The organism is Streptococcus sp. SCPM-O-B-23252 (M501) (genome assembly GCF_058200355.1).
This window is the reverse complement of sequence record NZ_JBYQGS010000001.1, coordinates 799,189-816,846: the sequence shown is the minus strand read 5'-3', so window position 1 is coordinate 816,846 and position 17,658 is coordinate 799,189. Positions and strand designations below refer to the sequence as shown.

General features: G+C 32.7%; 18 protein-coding genes. 4 read left to right on the top strand and 14 right to left on the bottom strand.

Annotated features, from left to right (window positions below):
• Window positions 1–16 precede the first annotated feature (16 nt).
• The 3 genes from AC3E6G_RS03985 to AC3E6G_RS03975 form a co-directional block, all read right to left on the bottom strand.
• Window positions 17–1,576, bottom strand: coding sequence for a permease-like membrane multi-spanning protein (locus AC3E6G_RS03985; protein WP_490700499.1), 1,560 nt, complete (start codon window positions 1,574–1,576; stop codon window positions 17–19).
• Complete coding sequence (locus tag AC3E6G_RS03980; RefSeq protein WP_490700498.1) at window positions 1,569–2,279, bottom strand: ABC transporter ATP-binding protein; 711 nt, start codon at window positions 2,277–2,279, stop codon at window positions 1,569–1,571. The genes AC3E6G_RS03985 and AC3E6G_RS03980 overlap by 8 nt, the downstream gene beginning before the upstream one ends.
• 109 nt (window positions 2,280–2,388) lie before the next feature.
• Window positions 2,389–3,006 carry a TetR/AcrR family transcriptional regulator gene (locus tag AC3E6G_RS03975; RefSeq protein ID WP_009664199.1) on the bottom strand — a complete coding sequence of 206 codons (618 nt, stop codon included), beginning with the start codon at window positions 3,004–3,006 and terminating at the stop codon, window positions 2,389–2,391.
• Window positions 3,007–3,400: 394 nt separating this feature from the next.
• On the opposite strand from AC3E6G_RS03975, the gene AC3E6G_RS03970 reads away from it, so the two are divergent.
• The 4 genes from AC3E6G_RS03970 to AC3E6G_RS03955 are packed head-to-tail and all read left to right on the top strand — an operon-like array spanning window position 3,401 to window position 4,645.
• Window positions 3,401–3,646 (top strand): hypothetical protein, encoded by a 246-nt coding sequence (locus AC3E6G_RS03970; protein WP_001813542.1) that lies wholly within the window; start codon window positions 3,401–3,403, stop codon window positions 3,644–3,646.
• On the top strand, window positions 3,643–3,978 hold the full coding sequence (locus AC3E6G_RS03965) for a DinB/UmuC family translesion DNA polymerase (protein WP_490700497.1): 336 nt from the start codon (window positions 3,643–3,645) through the stop codon (window positions 3,976–3,978). The genes AC3E6G_RS03970 and AC3E6G_RS03965 overlap by 4 nt, the downstream gene beginning before the upstream one ends.
• Before the next feature lie 12 nt (window positions 3,979–3,990).
• Entirely contained in the window at window positions 3,991–4,359 is a 369-nt protein-coding gene (locus tag AC3E6G_RS03960; RefSeq protein ID WP_000567222.1) for a hypothetical protein, read from the top strand.
• Window positions 4,346–4,645: a DUF5960 family protein gene (locus AC3E6G_RS03955; protein WP_001072467.1), complete on the top strand. Its 300-nt coding sequence runs from the start codon at window positions 4,346–4,348 to the stop codon at window positions 4,643–4,645. Before AC3E6G_RS03960 ends, AC3E6G_RS03955 begins: the two co-directional genes overlap by 14 nt.
• A 117-nt stretch (window positions 4,646–4,762) precedes the next feature.
• Here the strand turns inward: AC3E6G_RS03955 and msr(D) are convergent, their stop codons facing one another.
• The 11 genes from msr(D) to AC3E6G_RS03900 form a co-directional block, all read right to left on the bottom strand.
• A complete protein-coding gene (gene msr(D), locus AC3E6G_RS03950; protein ID WP_070673943.1) occupies window positions 4,763–6,226 on the bottom strand; it encodes an ABC-F type ribosomal protection protein Msr(D) in 1,464 nt (487 codons plus the stop codon).
• 119 nt (window positions 6,227–6,345) lie between these two features.
• A complete protein-coding gene (mef(A), locus tag AC3E6G_RS03945) occupies window positions 6,346–7,563 on the bottom strand; it encodes a macrolide efflux MFS transporter Mef(A) (protein ID WP_000417519.1) in 1,218 nt (405 codons plus the stop codon).
• Between the two features lie 385 nt (window positions 7,564–7,948).
• Window positions 7,949–8,119, bottom strand: coding sequence for a DNA recombinase (locus tag AC3E6G_RS03940; protein ID WP_490700496.1), 171 nt, complete (start codon window positions 8,117–8,119; stop codon window positions 7,949–7,951).
• 762 nt (window positions 8,120–8,881) lie between these two features.
• The gene (locus tag AC3E6G_RS03935; RefSeq protein WP_004252845.1) at window positions 8,882–9,760 is read right to left on the bottom strand and encodes an aminoglycoside phosphotransferase family protein; all 879 of its coding nucleotides are present in this window, start codon (window positions 9,758–9,760) and stop codon (window positions 8,882–8,884) included.
• Between the two features lie 526 nt (window positions 9,761–10,286).
• Entirely contained in the window at window positions 10,287–11,654 is a 1,368-nt protein-coding gene (locus tag AC3E6G_RS03930; protein WP_023918143.1) for a sensor histidine kinase, read from the bottom strand.
• Window positions 11,645–12,304, bottom strand: a complete 660-nt coding sequence (locus tag AC3E6G_RS03925; protein ID WP_004252839.1) for a response regulator transcription factor — start codon at window positions 12,302–12,304, stop codon at window positions 11,645–11,647. The genes AC3E6G_RS03930 and AC3E6G_RS03925 overlap by 10 nt, the downstream gene beginning before the upstream one ends.
• Before the next feature lie 75 nt (window positions 12,305–12,379).
• Window positions 12,380–13,120, bottom strand: a complete 741-nt coding sequence (pcfG, locus tag AC3E6G_RS03920; RefSeq protein WP_049517878.1) for a lantibiotic protection ABC transporter permease PcfG — start codon at window positions 13,118–13,120, stop codon at window positions 12,380–12,382.
• Window positions 13,120–13,860 (bottom strand): lantibiotic protection ABC transporter permease PcfE, encoded by a 741-nt coding sequence (gene pcfE / locus AC3E6G_RS03915; protein ID WP_004252835.1) that lies wholly within the window; start codon window positions 13,858–13,860, stop codon window positions 13,120–13,122. Before pcfE ends, pcfG begins: the two co-directional genes overlap by 1 nt.
• Window positions 13,861–13,864: 4 nt before the next feature.
• The gene (pcfF, locus tag AC3E6G_RS03910; protein WP_004252834.1) at window positions 13,865–14,566 is read right to left on the bottom strand and encodes a lantibiotic protection ABC transporter ATP-binding protein PcfF; all 702 of its coding nucleotides are present in this window, start codon (window positions 14,564–14,566) and stop codon (window positions 13,865–13,867) included.
• Window positions 14,567–14,852: 286 nt separating this feature from the next.
• Complete coding sequence (locus AC3E6G_RS03905) at window positions 14,853–15,452, bottom strand: hypothetical protein (protein WP_004252832.1); 600 nt, start codon at window positions 15,450–15,452, stop codon at window positions 14,853–14,855.
• 652 nt (window positions 15,453–16,104) lie between these two features.
• Complete coding sequence (locus AC3E6G_RS03900) at window positions 16,105–17,586, bottom strand: LA2681 family HEPN domain-containing protein (protein ID WP_490700495.1); 1,482 nt, start codon at window positions 17,584–17,586, stop codon at window positions 16,105–16,107.
• Between the last annotated feature and the right edge of the window lie 72 nt (window positions 17,587–17,658).

Here is a 17,658-nt window from a genome sequence, read left to right as displayed (position 1 = left end):
TATTTTCCTCCTTTAACTAGATAAAATTCGACTTGCTCATTGTTATATAAACACCCATTGTAATAACCAATAAAACTACTGATACTACCTGCAAAACAAATGTAATCGGAATATTTAACACCCAATTAAGAAAAATAGGCGTAATAAGTACAATCATACCAATAATTCCAGTCACAATAACAGGTAGACTTTGTTTGACGACTATCATCTCACTGTCCCAATAATAGTTAGGATATTTTTTATTTAATGAAATTCCGATTACCGTTATAAAAAGGGAGTAACATATAGGAACAATAACTAGATTCATAACTTGAATAGGATTCATATCAAGTTTCAGCATAAATACTGATACAGAAATCATATATCCAATCAAATGAAGTGTAAGGTTGACAGCTATCTTAGCATTTAAAATCATTTTTATCTCAACCGGAGAACTTTTCAAAATCCAAATATTTTTACCTTCTAAAGATATAGATGAAGCTGCTGGACAACTGAGTGAAAGCATAGATGCAATAAAGACGGGAGCTAAGTTTGAAAGATACTCATTTATATTTTCAATTCCTGCAGAATTTCCTATTTGACCTACAGAATTAAACAGGAAACATATACTAAAGACACATAAAAGAATCACTCCAAGCCCAGCATTCAAGACTGCCATATAAGAACTTAAAAATCGTCCAAGCTCTTTTTGATACAAGGCAAAAAATACCGATTTTCTTTCATAAGATACTTTGTCATTAGCATAACTTGATTTTGTATTGGCAAGTGTATTAAGTAGTCCATACTTCAACGAAGCAATTTTGACAAATAGATAAAAGACGACTATTGAAAGAACTATATAAAATCCCATCCCATAGTACATTGGAAAATTGTAGTATGACATAAATAGTCTAGAAATTGGATACAGTCCAGTAATTTGCTTAGCCAGAGTAACCCCAATACTACTTTCATCACCTGATTGCAAAGCTGATAATGCAAAATATCCAATTATACCTAGCATCGCAAATGAAAAAATAAGAGAGATAACATTTTTTCTTTTAAAAAAAGATGAAGCGACAACAATAACGAGTCCCATGCATGCCGCTATACACATGGGGATCAAAGGGGCAAAAAATATAGAAGTAAAATACAATATAATCTGTAGGAGGTTTAAACTTCCGTTCAAGCCCCATACAATTCCACCCGGAAGCATAAACATCAAGCCTATTAAAAAATTCAATAAGTACATAAACATGAACTTGCTGGTGATAATATACGAACTTTTAACAGGTAAGGATTGGAGAATTTCCATATCTCGACTGCCAAATAAAATGCCATTCGAATAAAAAACTGTCAAAAATAATATCGAAAAACTTGAGACAGAGACCATATATGCCGGAATCAAGTTTTGTTGTCCAACTTGTACCAATGTTTTAGCTGTTAGGATATTATAAAAAAAGCAAAATAAGGCAAGAGTTACTATGCCAAAACTCGCAATAGCCATTGAACTTTGTTTTTTATTTCCCGTCTCTCTAATCTGGTTAATGGGAAAAAAATTTATCAATTGTGCTCTAATTAGTATCCAAATGTTACTCATTGCCCTGCACCTCCATGAAAAATGCTTCCAATGATTCATTACCTTTGATATCTCCTGTATTACCACTTGCAACTAACTTTCCATTTTTGATAATGGCAATCTTATTACATAATTTTTCCACAACATCCAATACATGGGTTGAAAAGAAAATAGCACCTCCATCTGAAACACACTCATGCATAATTTTCTTTAGTAGGAAAGTTGCTTTGGGATCTAGCCCAACAAAAGGTTCATCTAAAATCAATAGTTTGGGAGAATGTACAAGTGCAGAAATAATGGCTGTTCGTTGCTTCATACCATGTGAATATGAAGAAATTATCCCCGAAAGATGCTCAGTCATATCAAATAAATCACCGTAATTTTGGATTCTCTCCCTGCGTATTTTTGTAGGAATTTCAAACAGGTCAGCAATGAAATTAATATATTGAAGTCCTGTCATATGTTCATACAAATCTGGATTATCTGGGATATACGCCATCATTTTTTTACAAATAACAGGTTCTTCTTTAATAGAATGACCGTTGATAATTATACTTCCGTCTTCAAAATCATGGATACCGACAACTGCCTTTATCGTTGTCGTTTTTCCCGCACCATTTGCTCCAATAAAACCATAAATATCTCCAGGCTGTACTGAAATAGATAGGTTATCCACAACCTTCTTATCCCCATAACTTTTACTAAAATTCTTTATCTCTAACATATTTTCACCTCTATTGACAATTTGTCAGTCATATTTTGAAATAATACCGATAGCTTGTTTTGATTCAGCTATCGGTACATAGTTCTCTTTACAAACATTCTATCTTTTTTTAATTGCTAAAGAGTCCTTTTGTATTTAGGTTTTGTTCCAGCATTATCTTAAATGCATTCAAGTAATCTTTGACAGGTTCTTTCTTTGATGTTTTTATACCTATGTTATTTGAAACAAAAACATAGGCTGTCATAAGAAATTCTGCTGTTTCAGATGGATATTTTACAGAAAATACTTTTTCTGAGATGCCTTGATTTATTATCCTCTCAAAATATATAGTCAGTTTTTCAATGAGCTTATGGGATAACTTATCTAACATATAACGATTTTCTTTAAGATCAACCGTCTTTTGTAACTCAGTTCCCTCCGCTGAAACGTTATCTGTAGAGATTATTGTGGCATCTATAAAGGCTCTTATTTTTTCAATAGCAGTTTTGTCGTCATCATTGACAATCACATGAATATCTCTCAATAATTTCTCTGAATATCGTTCCACAAGACAATATAGAATATCTTCTTTGTTCTTAAAGTGATAGTATAACAAACCTCGTGATATATTTACCTTATCGACTATATCCTGAGTTGTTGTGTTCGCATATCCTTTCTCCATAAAGAGGAGCATAGAAGCATCCATAATCTCAGCCCGTCGAATTTCCGGATCTTTTACATCTCGCATTTTATTCCTCCTGATTATAAATTATACTGCTCTACTGACAAATTGTCAATTATAAAATTATCTTTTTGAGGATAGCAAAAAATCCTTGACACCAAGGCTTTTTCGTCAACATTTTTTTCTAAGCTCGTACAAGCAGTGATACTGCCTCAACGTGTGCTGAGAGCTTTCTTCTATACTAATAGACGAAAGGGTGTGAAAATGATTTTTAAATGATACTGTGGAACGGAACAGTAGCCCTAGTATTGACTACTGTCGTTTCTATTCATATTGGCTATTCTAGGACTGAGATGAAAAAATCTATAAATGCTCAGAATAAAATTGAACCCGCAAATCTCCCCAAAACAATGGTGAGTCATGTACTTGTATTATTCCGAAAAAATACACCTCTGGTGCAGTGAGACAAATTGGTGTATCTTATAGTGGCTTCGTAGATGAAAGCTATACTCTACTATCACTCTTTGATGATGTAGAACAAATTGAAAAAGATAATAGACTTCAGACAGCTATTGATGTTGTCAGAGAACAGTTTGGTTTTTTAGCCATACAAAAAGGAACCGTCCTAACTGAAGGTTCCAGAAATATTGAACGCAGTAAACTTATCGGTGGTCATTCCGCGGGTGGATTGGAGGGATTAAAATGAAACAAGAAAAAAATACAGTACAATTTTCAGAAATCCGTAGCAAAGGATGTAATGATATTGAAATGCTTGAAAGATTTTTACATGGAATCGTTGAAACAGCAACTTCAAAACTTCGTCAGAGAAAACTCAAAACAACTGAAATATCGATACGACTAGTACATGCTAAATCTGAAAACCGATTACCATTGGAATTTACATTTAGCATTAAGCCAACAAGCTCATCTGTGATAATCTATACTGAGGTAATCAATCGCTTTAAAGAATGTTACACAGGTGGGAGAATTCAAGGTTTTACGATTCAATTTGATAAAAATACCCTTGCCTCTGCATAGAAAGGATTTGATATGATTGACCGTTCATATTTACCATTTCAATCAGCAAGAGAGTACCAGGATACAAAGATGCAAAAATGGATGGGCTTTTTCCTATCTGAACATGCATCAGCACTCTCTGATGATACAAACAAAGTAACGTACATGTCTGACTTATCACTAGAGAAGAAATTATTACTCCTCAGTCAAGTATACGCCGGGCAGCTACGCACACGCATTCAAGTGATTGAAAAAAACAAGCGTGTTTCCTACACTGGAACAATACCAAGTCTGACCAAAGATTTCATTTTGATAAAAACTACAACAGGTCACATCAATTTGAAATTAAAAGACATTATTAGTATTGAACTTGTCGAGGAGGTGCTCTATGAATCAGCTTGAGTTTCAGCGTAATCACCTACAAATGGACTATTATAGCGAGAGCTACCAAGATTTTGAACGTGACTTCTACCGCTACTCTAACATGAATATTCCATTGACCTTCCTAACTGATGATATCCTAAAAACAATGGCGACTTCACGTAAGAATTACTTTGTCCTCAATAAGGAAAAGTCCAGAGATAACCGCGATCACTTCTTCATATTTGAAGTAAGTACCGTAGATGAGAATCCGCTAATCTATCATTATACATATAAGAAAACTACAATATATTTAGCAGAAAAATAGGAGCAGTTCAATTGACTGTTCCTATTTTTAATATTCATAAAATCTAAAGTCTTTATACTCTTTAACAATGGAGTCGCCAACCAGAACAGACTATACTGACCAGCGACTACCTTAAATTTAATGTTTCAGATTTATTTTCTTATCTCTAATTTCATAAACTACATCTGCTACATTTTCGAGTAATCGTTTATCGTGGGTGATAAACACGATAGTTCCGGTGTACTCCTTCATTAGTATTTCCAAAGCCTCTAAACTTGGTATGTCAAGGAAGTTACTGGGTTCATCCATTATTAGGATGTTATATCTACCCATGAGCATTTTAGCAAGCAACAATTTTATAATTTCTCCACCGCTTAAAACAGATAAACTTTTTCCAATATCGTTCTGTTTGAACCCCATAGATGCTAGCACTGAACGAATTTCTGATATATTGTAGTCACAATCCTTCTGCATAAACTCCATAACATTCTGATTACTGTTGTACTTGTAACCATTCTGTGCAAAGTAACCTATTTTTGCCTTAGGCGAAATAGAAATTCCTTCTTCATGGTTTAAGATCATTTGGATTAAAGTTGTTTTTCCGATTCCATTACCACCAGTTAACGCCACTTTTGCTCCTAACGGAATTTGAAAAGATGCATTTTCAAACAGAGCCTTATCCCCAAATACTTTATTAATTTCTGCACCGACTATAGGGTATGGATTATGGAGCTCCAATGCTTTACTTTGCCTGAAACGAATTCTGCGAATGCCTTCCGGAGCTTCTACTTTTCCTAAGGCCGCAATCCTGTGCTCTAGGGTTTTAGCAGCATTATACATCTTTTTTTCCTTACTTCCTATTGATTTTTGATGAGCTAAACGCCCTCCGTCTTCAGTACTTTTTTTCTTTGAAGAACCTTTTGCCTTCTGTTCTATTTTACGAGCCTGTTTTCGCTTTTCCTCCGCAGCCCTTTCCAATCGGGCACGTTCCGCAATAAATTGTTCGTATTCTGTAGCTTGGCTCTTACGTTCTTCCTCTTTCTGACGAAGATAATCAGAATAGTTTCCCCAATACTCAGTGATTTTGCCATCTTTCAGTTCCCATATTTTATCTACTATTTCATCAAGAAAATAGCGGTCATGGCTAATAACTAACAGTGCACCTGTAAAATATTTTAGCTGTCCTATTAGAAAATCAATTCCTTCACGGTCTAAATGGCTCGTAGGTTCATCCGCTAAAATACCATGAACCTGTGCCGATAAGGCCTGTGCTATTTTAAGCCTTGTTTCTTCACCACCGCTCATAGTCTGTATATTTAATTGCTCAACACCTAGCTTGCCTACAAGTGCAAAATCTTTTTCCTCCTGCAGAGTTACTTCGTCCAACTGGGGAATATAGGCAAGTTCACCCAGACGATTCATTTTACATCCTGGGGGAGTTAATTCTCCTAAAAGTACCCTGAGTAAAGTGCTTTTTCCAGCACCATTTGCTCCTACTAAACCAATACGGTCATAATCATATACTTCTAATTCATTTATATCTAAAACATCGCGTCCTTTGAATTCCACACGAATGTCTTTTGCTTTTAATATTAATTCCATAACATTTCCTCCTGTCTATAATCGCATGCTTTCATTTGCTTGTATGCAGGGAAAACCCTGCGATTTTAGCAGGAAGAGTTACATGAAAATAAGATACATAAATATTCCTCCAATATTGTTTATTTTAAATCTAATTTTCTAACCTCAGTTATCATTTGGCAAACTATAGCAATGCCAATAATTAAAATACCTGATAGTAAAAACCAATGATTTACACCGATTTTATCAGCAAAGAATCCAGAAAGAATTAACCCAATTGGCATAGCAAGTGACATGATACTTCCGATCAAAGAAAATACACGTCCTAAATATTCAGGCTTAATTTTCTCCTGAAAAAGAGCTGTTTGCACACCGCTATAAAATGGCACCGAAAGCCCCATTATTGCACAGCAAACTACGAATATTACAAATCCATTTGGAGGAAGTATTCCCGAAACGGCTAAACTGGTCCCCATTATAAAAAATGAACTTGTTATTAGTAATACATGCTTTTCGAAGCCCCCTAATCTTCCTAATAATAAGCCTCCTGCTAGCATCCCAAATGCAAAGGAAATTTCCGTAATAGAAATATGCACAGGCGTTCCATTAAAGTGTTCCATGCTTATTAAAGGAAATAGTGCATTGATTGGCATATAAACAAAAGTATATAGTGTTCCTAAGAGTAATAAGGCAAACAATCCTTTGTTTTGTCTCAGAACCACAACTCCTTCTTTCATCTCCCTTATGAAATTTGGTTCTAAACTTTGCACTTGATTACCCAGCTTAGGTATACGTACAATTGCTACCGTAATAGATGCAATCACAGCACCCAATACGTCGATGGCAATAATAGCATTTAAATCCCAAACGGAGTATAAGAGTGCTGCAACTGCCGGACTAACAATATAGCTTATAGACTGCAAAGACTGACTATAGCCTGCGCATTTCGTTAGCTGTTCTTCTGGTACTAAAAGTGGTGTAACCGCATTGAGTGCTGGGGTATGAAAAGCTGTTCCAATGCTACGGATAAACAATACTATCATAATCATCCAGACAGGTAGCTCCATACAGAATGCAACAATAGCAAGCACTGCACCAGCTGCTGCGATAATTAAATCGGCACCAATCATTATCTTCTTCCTATCATGACGATCCACTAGCACACCAATGGCAGGTCCCAAAATCGCATAGGGTAAAAAACCTACTAATGAAGCCATAGACAAGACCATCGCAGATCCTGTTTTTTCTGTAAGGTAAAAAATAATCGCCATTTGCAGGATGGCACTAGTGATTAATGATACTGCTTGCCCTGCCCATATTGCATAAAATTTTCGTTTCCAATTGTTGTATTTTTCCATTTATATTATCTCCTGCATATTATTTTGCTTGAATTTCTATTTTTAATAGCATTCTAGGCAATAAAAAATGCAGGCCAAACCCCACAATGTGGCTTTTGGTCTGCATACATACAATTTGGAAACATTCATATTAAAGACATAGTTAAATAAAGGTATAGTTAAATAACCAATATCCTCACCGTAACTAATGAATGCTCAATATCGTATAAATAAGCACAACAAAAAAGCCTATCATCGGGTATAGATTCTGCTTTTTTTATTGCCAGCTTATCTTAAACGCATTGAGGCTGTCATAGTTTCGGTTCCTCCTACATCTTTGTTTATATCAATTTATAGTATAACACAACAAGATGATATGTTCAATATAAAAGTTATGGAATGAGACTCATACTTCCAATTCGATGCCAGATTTAAAGGATATGACGAAGTTTTCTTCATAGACTGTAACGCTCTGGATTATCTTCATTAGTAGCAAGCGATTAGCTTTCACAAAATCTTCTGTTTGTAGTTTTAAAAATTCATCAGGATTTTCTAACTCAACCTCAAAATATTTCATTTTACATTCCCTCATTTCATTTATTGATAAATTGAGTTTGCAAAAAAGAGTGGACAATTTTTGTCTACTCTTAACCTTTAAAATAGTTTTTTTTAATCGATTTGAAGTTGCCTAAATTATTACTTATTCGGTAAAATGAAGTATTGCTTTCAACAGATTTCCTTCAACTACACTTCACTTGATTCAAACAAGGTGGGTACATTTCTATTCCCACAAACTCCTTGTCAATGGAAACAAACACGTACCCACAGGGTAAATGGAAATAGAAACTGATAATTTCTAGCTATCACTTCTACTCATTCCAAAAATTTTCTCACTCTGATACTTACCCACCATAAAGCAAAAAGCCTTGCAATCAAGGCTTTCATTATCCCTTTCGTTCAAAGGTTTCTAAGCTTTTACGAGCAGAGCGACACACTCAGCGGTTCGCTATCTCCGTTCTGTCTGCGTGCTAGCACTTGTCAATCACGGACAGCTATCGCATGGGCGGAAGTAAATGCTAATCTTCGTCGTTTTACTCCTTGACTAGCAAACTTACCGCCTCAACATGTGGTGCTAGTATACTCCTATATTAAAGAACGAAAGTAACTGAGTTGTTGTTTAAAATTAAAATGTAGAATGAAACTATTTTATAGTTACCATTTTTCAACTTTATAGCTGATAATTGTCACTTAAAAAATTTACTTGCTAACTTGTAAACTTGTTGAGTCTCTTTACTTTTAACGTCCCAACTACCAAATTCTTCTTTAATCAACTCTTTTATTATTCAGCTTTTTTCTCAATCAAATACCAACTAGGAATGATTTGCTTCATATCATCATACCATTCTAAAATTTCCTTAGCTTGATTTTGCATTACTGATATTTCTTCAACTCCGTAAGGAACAGACCATGGAAGAGCACCAACTATGTTATTTAGAATATAGATAGCAAGAAGTTTCCAAAATAAATCTGGAACCTTATGATCAAAATATCCATCTATCATACCAGAGGCAAAAGAAGGTGAAACTTGAGCAGACCATACAATACGATTGAATTCCTCCCAAGGATCTCCAAGGTCAAATCGATCAAAGTCAATGACATAAATATTACGATCTTCACCAATCATGAAATTCCCGATATGATAATCTCCATGTTGGAAAACCTGAGGTCTATCTTTTAATAATTCTCTATTTGCATTTAAAAAATCAATAAAAATCTGACCATTCTCGTATTGAACGGGGCATTCTTTGTATTTTTTGATTTTGTCATCAATTTTACGATTAAAAAAGGGTTCCCAATCTTCACGAACTTCTGTAACAGGAAGTGAATGAATTTTTCGAAGTATACTTCCTGCTTCTACTCCGTAAGTGTATTGTTGTTCTTTCGAAACAGTTAAAATGGTTTCTCTTGCATCTTTCCCGTCTATCCATTCGTGTAAAGAATGCACTTCATCATCACAGAGTTCTATACTAATCGGTTTACACATCGGAATTCCAAGAGAAGCTACTTTCTCCATCATATCATATTCAGATTTTTTAGAATCTAACTTCTCCTTATCAGAAACACGCAAGAAATATTTTTGCTGATTTTGATCTGTCACACAATATTTTTTATCATCTGACCAGCCTTTATTTATGGCTATCTTACTAATAAAATTCATCAAGCACTCTCCGATTCACTTTCCAACACTTCTTGCAGTTTTCACTAGTAACCCATCCAGTTCGTCTACACTTTAGTTTCCAATATGTAAAAATATCTTAATAATACGCTATCTAGTTGCTTTCCCTAATAATAAAGTTAAAATGTGTCTCACCGTATCTGAAAGCTGATAAACTAAATCGATATAAAATTCAGTTGATGATTTAATAATCATATCAATTGTTTTCATACTTTCTACTTCCTAATCAACTTTCAAATATATAGCGTTTTCATTATTTTCTTATCCTATTATATCATTATTCAAAATAAAAAACTGCAACTTACTAGTTGCAGTTAAACACAGATTTTCTTCCGTTCCTACTAGAAATTTATAAGTTAACATTTAGAATTTGTTCAGTTATCAAAGTTCATTTAGCTTTCTACTATGTAAGATTCTTGCTTGATAGCGGAGTAAATTTTCTATTCTACACCAAAAGCAAAAAGGATATATTTTTAATAAATTCCATTTGAAAACAATTCCTGTTCTATTATAGTAATGGTAATTCTAACTTTACACTTGCACCATGTTTATCCGAGTTGTTTTCTAATATGATGCGTCCATTATGTAATAACATTATTTTCCAAGAATTATATAAACCTAAACCATAGTTTGTAGCTGAATGTCTACTCTTATCTCCACGGTAAAATTGCTCCGTTCCTCGTTTTAAATCCTCATTAGAAAATCCTGGGCCTTCGTCTATCACAGATATTGAAAGTATCTTATCTGTAGTCATTATTAGTAATTCAATGTTGGATTTGTCTGGTGAATATTGAATAGCATTACTAAATATATTTTGAATGACTCTTTCAAATAATTGTATATCTATCATTACATCTGAATCTTCACAATTAATAGATTTAGATATAGTACGGTCATGTATTAGTGTAATCTCTCTCGCTATTTCACTAACTCTTTCGATTATTTCTGACACCTTTACTTTTTGTAAATTCAACGAGTTTAATTTAATTGACTGATTCATCTCCATCAGAGCTTTTGTATAATCTGATATACGTGTTGAATTTTTTATAATGTACGCTACATAATCTTTTTGTTCATCAGTTAGATCAGTTACCTTTAACAATTCAGCATTACCTTGGACAATAGAAACCGGAGTTTTTAAGTCATGCATTAATGCCGATATCTGACTTCTCTTATTCTCTTCTTTAATCCAATTCTCTCTTAATGAATCACTTAAGGCTTTTTTCATTATATCAAGGCTATTTAAGACATCATTAAATTCTTTGATATTTGAACTTCCTATTTCAAAGTCTAATTCATGGTTGGCGATTTTATCTGATGCATCTAGCATTGGAGATAATTGCCTTGTTATTCGTTTTGCCCAGATTAGAGTAGCCACAAATGCACTCATTAAAAAGAAAATGATTAATAAAAATATTAATAGTAAATCTATGCTAGGGAAATATTTTTCCATCCAATCATTATTGTAGCGTGGCTCTAGTGAATAATGGATTAATACATATCCATCATTCCTTTTAAATTCTATAAATGAAGAAGATGGAGTTGAAAATCCCTCATGATTGTGAAAATTCTTAGCTTTCAGTTGAATAGCTTCATCCATATTAGTTTTTATCACTTCACCATCTGGCGATAAAAACATATAGCTAGCTCCTTTAGGTATCAATGCTTCATCAAAGTCAATTTTATTTAAAATTTTATATTTATCTTTTTGTAATAAATTTTCTGTATGGTTAGCCGGAACAATCAAACCAACACTATAAAACGCTGTAAAAGTTAATAAAGCTAGTACGATGGCACATCCTAAACCAACTCCAACAGTCATTAAGTATTTAAGAAATACTATTTTGAGCGACTGTCCTTTTCTAATTAATTCCATTTATAACCAATCCCCCAAACTGTAGAAATTGGATTTTCACCAAATTTTAAGAACTTTGCTCTAATATTTTTTACATGTTCTGATATGGCAGAAGAATCACCAATCCCATCAAATCCAAAAATCATTTCATATATTTGTTCTCTTGAAAAAACTTGTCCCTTTCTCTTTGCTAAAAGTTTAGAAATTTGATACTCAGACTTTGTCAGATGAATTTCTTCTTCCTTCACAAATACTTGATTGGAGGATAAATCAAATCTTATATTCCCTAGGTTTAAACTCGAATGTTTTTCTCTTTGTTCTCTTCTCAGATGAGCTTCTACCCTTGCTAACAATTCACCAACACCAAATGGTTTGGTAATATAGTCATCTCCTCCACTTAATAAGCCATCTACTATATCCGTTTCCATTGCTTTTGCAGTTAAAAAGATAATCGGACAATCCACTTTGCTACGTATATTTTTACAATAGCTGATTCCATCAACCTCTGGCATCATTACATCAAGTAATATTAAGTCATATTTCCCCAAACTATTTTCATCAATATCTACCGTGGTTTGGTAAATATCAACAATATGATCTCCTTTTATTAAAATATTCTTGATTAGAGTCAGCATATCTAATTCATCATCTATAGCAAGAATTCTTGCCATACCAAACCACCTCCATATTTATAAATATTTTATTATTATTATACCATATTCCATTTACAAATACATTTAGAGCTATTATTCACTGATTGACTTTCCACCCCACCTATTGAACCATAATAAAGAGCCAGTAAAAATGACTACTGTAATAGGTATTGCTACATAGCCCCACATGGTAAACTCTTTAATTAAATATGAGCTATCAGCCAATTCACTTCCAACAATATATGTTGCAGATAATCTCGATGCCCAAGTACAAGGTAAATAATACCAGATATTTTCACCTAAATTGGTTATTGAAAGTAAAGCAATCAACGTTTCCACAAATCCCAATCCAATAGATGCACCACCACCTAACATAAGTGATACGCATAAATGAATCATATATGTAGATAAACATCCTATAAAAACTAATAATAATTCAATTAACCAAGCCATAGTCGCTTGATTACCAAATAGCATTGCAAATATAAAAACTGCTAAACTTATAGAAAATAGAAAACTCAATAAGAGCATTATAAGTTTTCCGCCATAAGCCTTGCTTCTGGATTTTGTAGTTGATAGAATCACTTGAAATCGTCCAGCACTTGCTTCCATGTCAACAACCTTAGATGTGATAGCACCAAATATTATTGGTAAGATAGCACCTAAAAGCACAAAATAATTCAGTATGATATCCATATCAGAAAAATTTTTTAGACTTGTAAATGTTGCTGCTCCATAAAATATTAGTGCATATAAAACAGGTAAGATAAAGTGAGCCCAGGGAATCCATGTATGCTTCAATTTATAAAACTCTGATTTTAATATTTTCATCATTACTTCACCTCTTGCTTAGAAAACCATTTTGCAGTAATGAAAGTCAATAATGTAAACAAACATATTGATAAAATACAAGGAACAAGTAAGGATGTGTTTAAAATCATTGGATCTGATACTTCTGTTGGGATACCGTTCGGTAAAATACGCATAACGGGTACCATCAATCTAATCCCCCAAGAATAAGGGCAATAAATCCACATAGAACCGTCAGCTAACAAAATTCCTAACACAAGACCTAATACAGCGTTTACTACAATGCTTGCTATAAACCCAAACTTTTTAGCCAGGAAAAAACAAAATGGAACTTGCCATATGTTAGTTATAACCAATAATACACTTGCGAATAATAATGTCGTGAATGCATAGTTTCCTGTTAATTGTTCTCCAATGAAAAATTGAAAAACAAATACTCCTAGCATATGCAAAATAGCAGTTATACTTAGATAAATTGAAGCTGTTAATATTTTTGAAATCCATATCGTTTTTAAATCAATATTGAGTGGAAAAATTGCTCGGTAGTTTAATTTTCTCTCTTCTTTTCTATGCATCATTGCTGGTATTAAAGCGAAAGTTGCTGGCATAATCATCACATACCACCAATTATATGCATTTACACTAAAATATAATGGCATTAATACAAACGCAACAAGTAAAGATATAATTGGTGCAATAAATAATATCTTCAACAAAAAACTGTGTTTGTGTTTCAAAGTTTCTGCAAAAATATAATTTTTCATTAATCTATACTCTCTTTCCATTCTTTACAACATCCATAAAAAGTTCTTCTAAATTTTCATTATGATCAATGATGTTTTGATATTTTAATTCTCCATCATGAATAATTCCTATGTGATCTGCAGTATGTTCTACTTCTGCCAGAATATGGCTTGATAAAATCACTGTTATCCCTTTTTCAGGAAAACTACGTATCAAATCACGTAATTCTTGAATTCCTAATGGATCTAATCCGTTTGTCGGTTCATCTAGTATCAATAGTTTAGGATTATTTAATAAAGCAATTGCAATACCTAATCTTTGTTTCATCCCCAAAGAAAATTGACCGCTTTTCTTTTTTCCGGTATTTTTTAAATCTACAATTTCTAAAACTTCATCAATTCTTGCTTCAGGCAATCCAAGTAATAATGTTCTAACTTTAAGATTTTCTCTTGCACTTAAATTTTCGTATAAGGGTGGCATCTCGATTAAAGCACCAATATCTGATAAATCATTTCTACTCCATTCATGTCCTTCAAACATAATTTCACCTGACGTCTTGTGTAACATACCTGTAATCATCTTTAATGTCGTAGATTTACCTGCACCATTAGGTCCTAGTAATCCATATACTGAATTTTCCTCAATTTTTAATGACACATTATTTACAGCTTTTTGTTTTCCAAAAACTTTTGTTAGCTCATTTGTTTCTAAAATATATTTGTTCATATTTTATTCCTCCTTTAATCTTGTAAATAGTATAAAAAATAATTTTAAGGATTCTGTAAGGAAAAAATATTTTTAAAAAGTAGCAAGAAAATTCTAATATATTAAATGTTTTGCATTTTTTTCTTTAGTCTTTTATGCCATATTTCATATACTTCATAAATAAAAAAGGCAGAACCAGAGTTCTGCCATAAATAACCATTATTTATCTTACAACTTCAATCTCCACCTTACTCTAAATCAAATTTTAAGGAATTGAAGTATTCTCTTTTTAATCCTATAGATATGCCTATTCTGTTCGAGTTTCAGCTAAATATATTCTCCATTCAGCTAATTCTTCAGGCAAATCATAAACAGTTTTTCCATTACATTCATAGATTTCAGAGATTCCTGGTGAGGTCTTAGAAAAAGTTTTCCAAGCTGTCACTAGTTCTTCTACAAATTGAATATTATGAGGTTCAAAAAAGTCATTAAATTTCGATAGTTCTTTACTATAAATTGTCACAACATTATAGCTATCAAGCATGATCTCATCATGACTTTTATGCCCACCAAATCCAAACTTACTTAGTCCATCATTAACAAGCAAATCACCGTATCTAATCAACAGTTCTAGGCATTCCTCTCTTGAACAACCATCAATATAATAAACATCCTTATGGGATTCCTTGATAATATTCTTTGCTATTACTTTTTCTCTATCAATACTGACAGGCAATTCCAAAATAAAAAACAAGGGCTCGTCATGAATCGCAATAAAGTGTTGAAAAACCTCTAATATTTTTTCTGAGTGTACATTCGCCATCAAATGATGTTCAGTTAACTTTGTAAATGATTCAAACAGGTTTTCTACCAAGGTAACTCGGTGACCTTTTACTAAATTCAACATTATGCGTCCTCCAGAGTATTTAGACAATATCCACATTTATAATTACATTATACCATTAAACCCCTAAAAAGACTGCAACTTCCCAGTCACAGTCTCTTATAAATCTACCTCAGTTCCTTCAAGGAAAGTTATTACAATTTGTCCAGCTTCTGAAATAGATTGATAGCATGTCAGACTATAGTATCCAGAAGCCATACTTGAACTATTACTCTGATTCTTACCCTCTATTCGATTAGAGAAGCTACCTTCACGCTTTTCATTATTTCTTTCGTTCACTTTTAAGAGCAGAGAAACACTCTCAGCGGTTCGCTGTTACCGTATCGTTTCGTCGTAAATTCCTTACTCTAAGACAGCTGTCCCATGGGCAGAACATCTTCTTCTACCTCGCTGATGCTTCAGCTCGTACAAGCAGTGATACCGCCTCAACGTGAGTTTTAGAGGACTAAATGGAGTCTGAATTGCCTGATAGAGATGTAGTATTGATTAAGCAATCAACAAAAAATGTACAAAACAAAAATAAAGTACACTGCTTAATGAGTGTACTTTATCCTTCTAATTCAGTTTTATCAATAGTTTAGCTCTAGTTAAGTCGATTAGTTAAATGAATTTAGACTATTGCTTTTTATAACGACTATAAATTGTATGTTCAATACTATAATTTATCTTTCGAATCTACTTCTTCATAATTTATCGGAATTAAAGCAACATCACTGCTTAGAGTAGATTGTTTTTCATTTTCACTTATTTGAATGGCATTTTTGAGTGAAAAAATAACTTCTCTTACAAGATTTAATAAATCTAATGCAAACTCTTGAAGTTCAGATTCAGTTAGATACAGTCTCGTTTCATTATTATTTTCACTTCCATCAAAAATATTCAATGTTATATTAGTAAACCTGTGCTCTAAATAATTTCTAATAATTTTCAATCGCTTTGAGTTTGGATTAGCTGTTAAAGAATTATCACCATTATCAAAATCTTTCGCTATCCAAAATATAGATGACAGGCCAATGTTCTTATTCAAAAATTTATTTAAATCGCTATTAGACATCCAAATTGAATGAAAATTTACTTGTCTAGTCTTAATTTTAAGAGAATAATATTCATTTATAAACATTGCAACTTTGTCTAATAATGAATAGAGTGTTTTAAAAGCCGCTTTTAATCCTTCAAGTCTGATAGAGTATTGTACGTAGTCTAGACAATCAATAAGATTAACATTCTCGTCAGCATAATGAACCGAATCAACCTCAATGCTATTAAAACAGAGATAACGGGCATAAACATATTCTTGCTTAATTTGATTAAACATAGAAATGTATTTGTTTAAATCTTTATCCGATTGAAACAATAAACTTGGTAGTAAAAGATTGTCATCATATCTATTTATATCGTCAGCTTGTAAGTCATTAAGTGGATTAAGATACAGCCCGTTGTTCCAACACCATTCACGATACTTTTGTGAATTAGGATTATAATCAATGTTTTTACAAGAGCATTCATCTAAATCTTTATAATCAAGATATTGTTCGTAAAGTTTAATAAATTGCTTTTCTGCGTTTTTAACTCTGTTTGGATCTGAAACAGTTATACTTGTTTCTATTAAATTTTTAATTTTTTTAATAAAGTGAAGATGTTCGTTATCATTCAAAAAATTACGATAATGATGTAGACAAATAGCCAAGTTACCACTAGCCATTGTGAATCTTGGATTGATTTGTATACATTTACAATACATCTTAATAGCTAACTGTTTTCTACCACAAGCATCTAATAGATTTGCGTAATTGGTGTATAGTGAACATAATAATGGGTGAATAAAGCTATTGTTCTCAGGATCTATATCAATATTATTTGAAATTTCGATAGCTTTTCTAAAGTAATAAATTTGTTGAACTGTACAATCGGTATCTATGTTGAATACTAGGTTATTACTTAGTTCAAATATATCACCATATGCTGTCCCAATAGAATAAAATAATTGAATTTTGGAAATATCATCAATAGTATTTTCCATATTTTTTCCAAATTCTATTAGTCTATAGATTTCCACTATATTTTTATGTTTAAAAGCATTATCGAAATCCTTTGACAATTTAAGTACACTATGATTAATTGGATTATTTGTTAACATCTTCATCCTAAATATTTCGATTTTAAATTTGATTTTCCTTTATTTTCTTGTTCTTCAACTAACATATCAGAT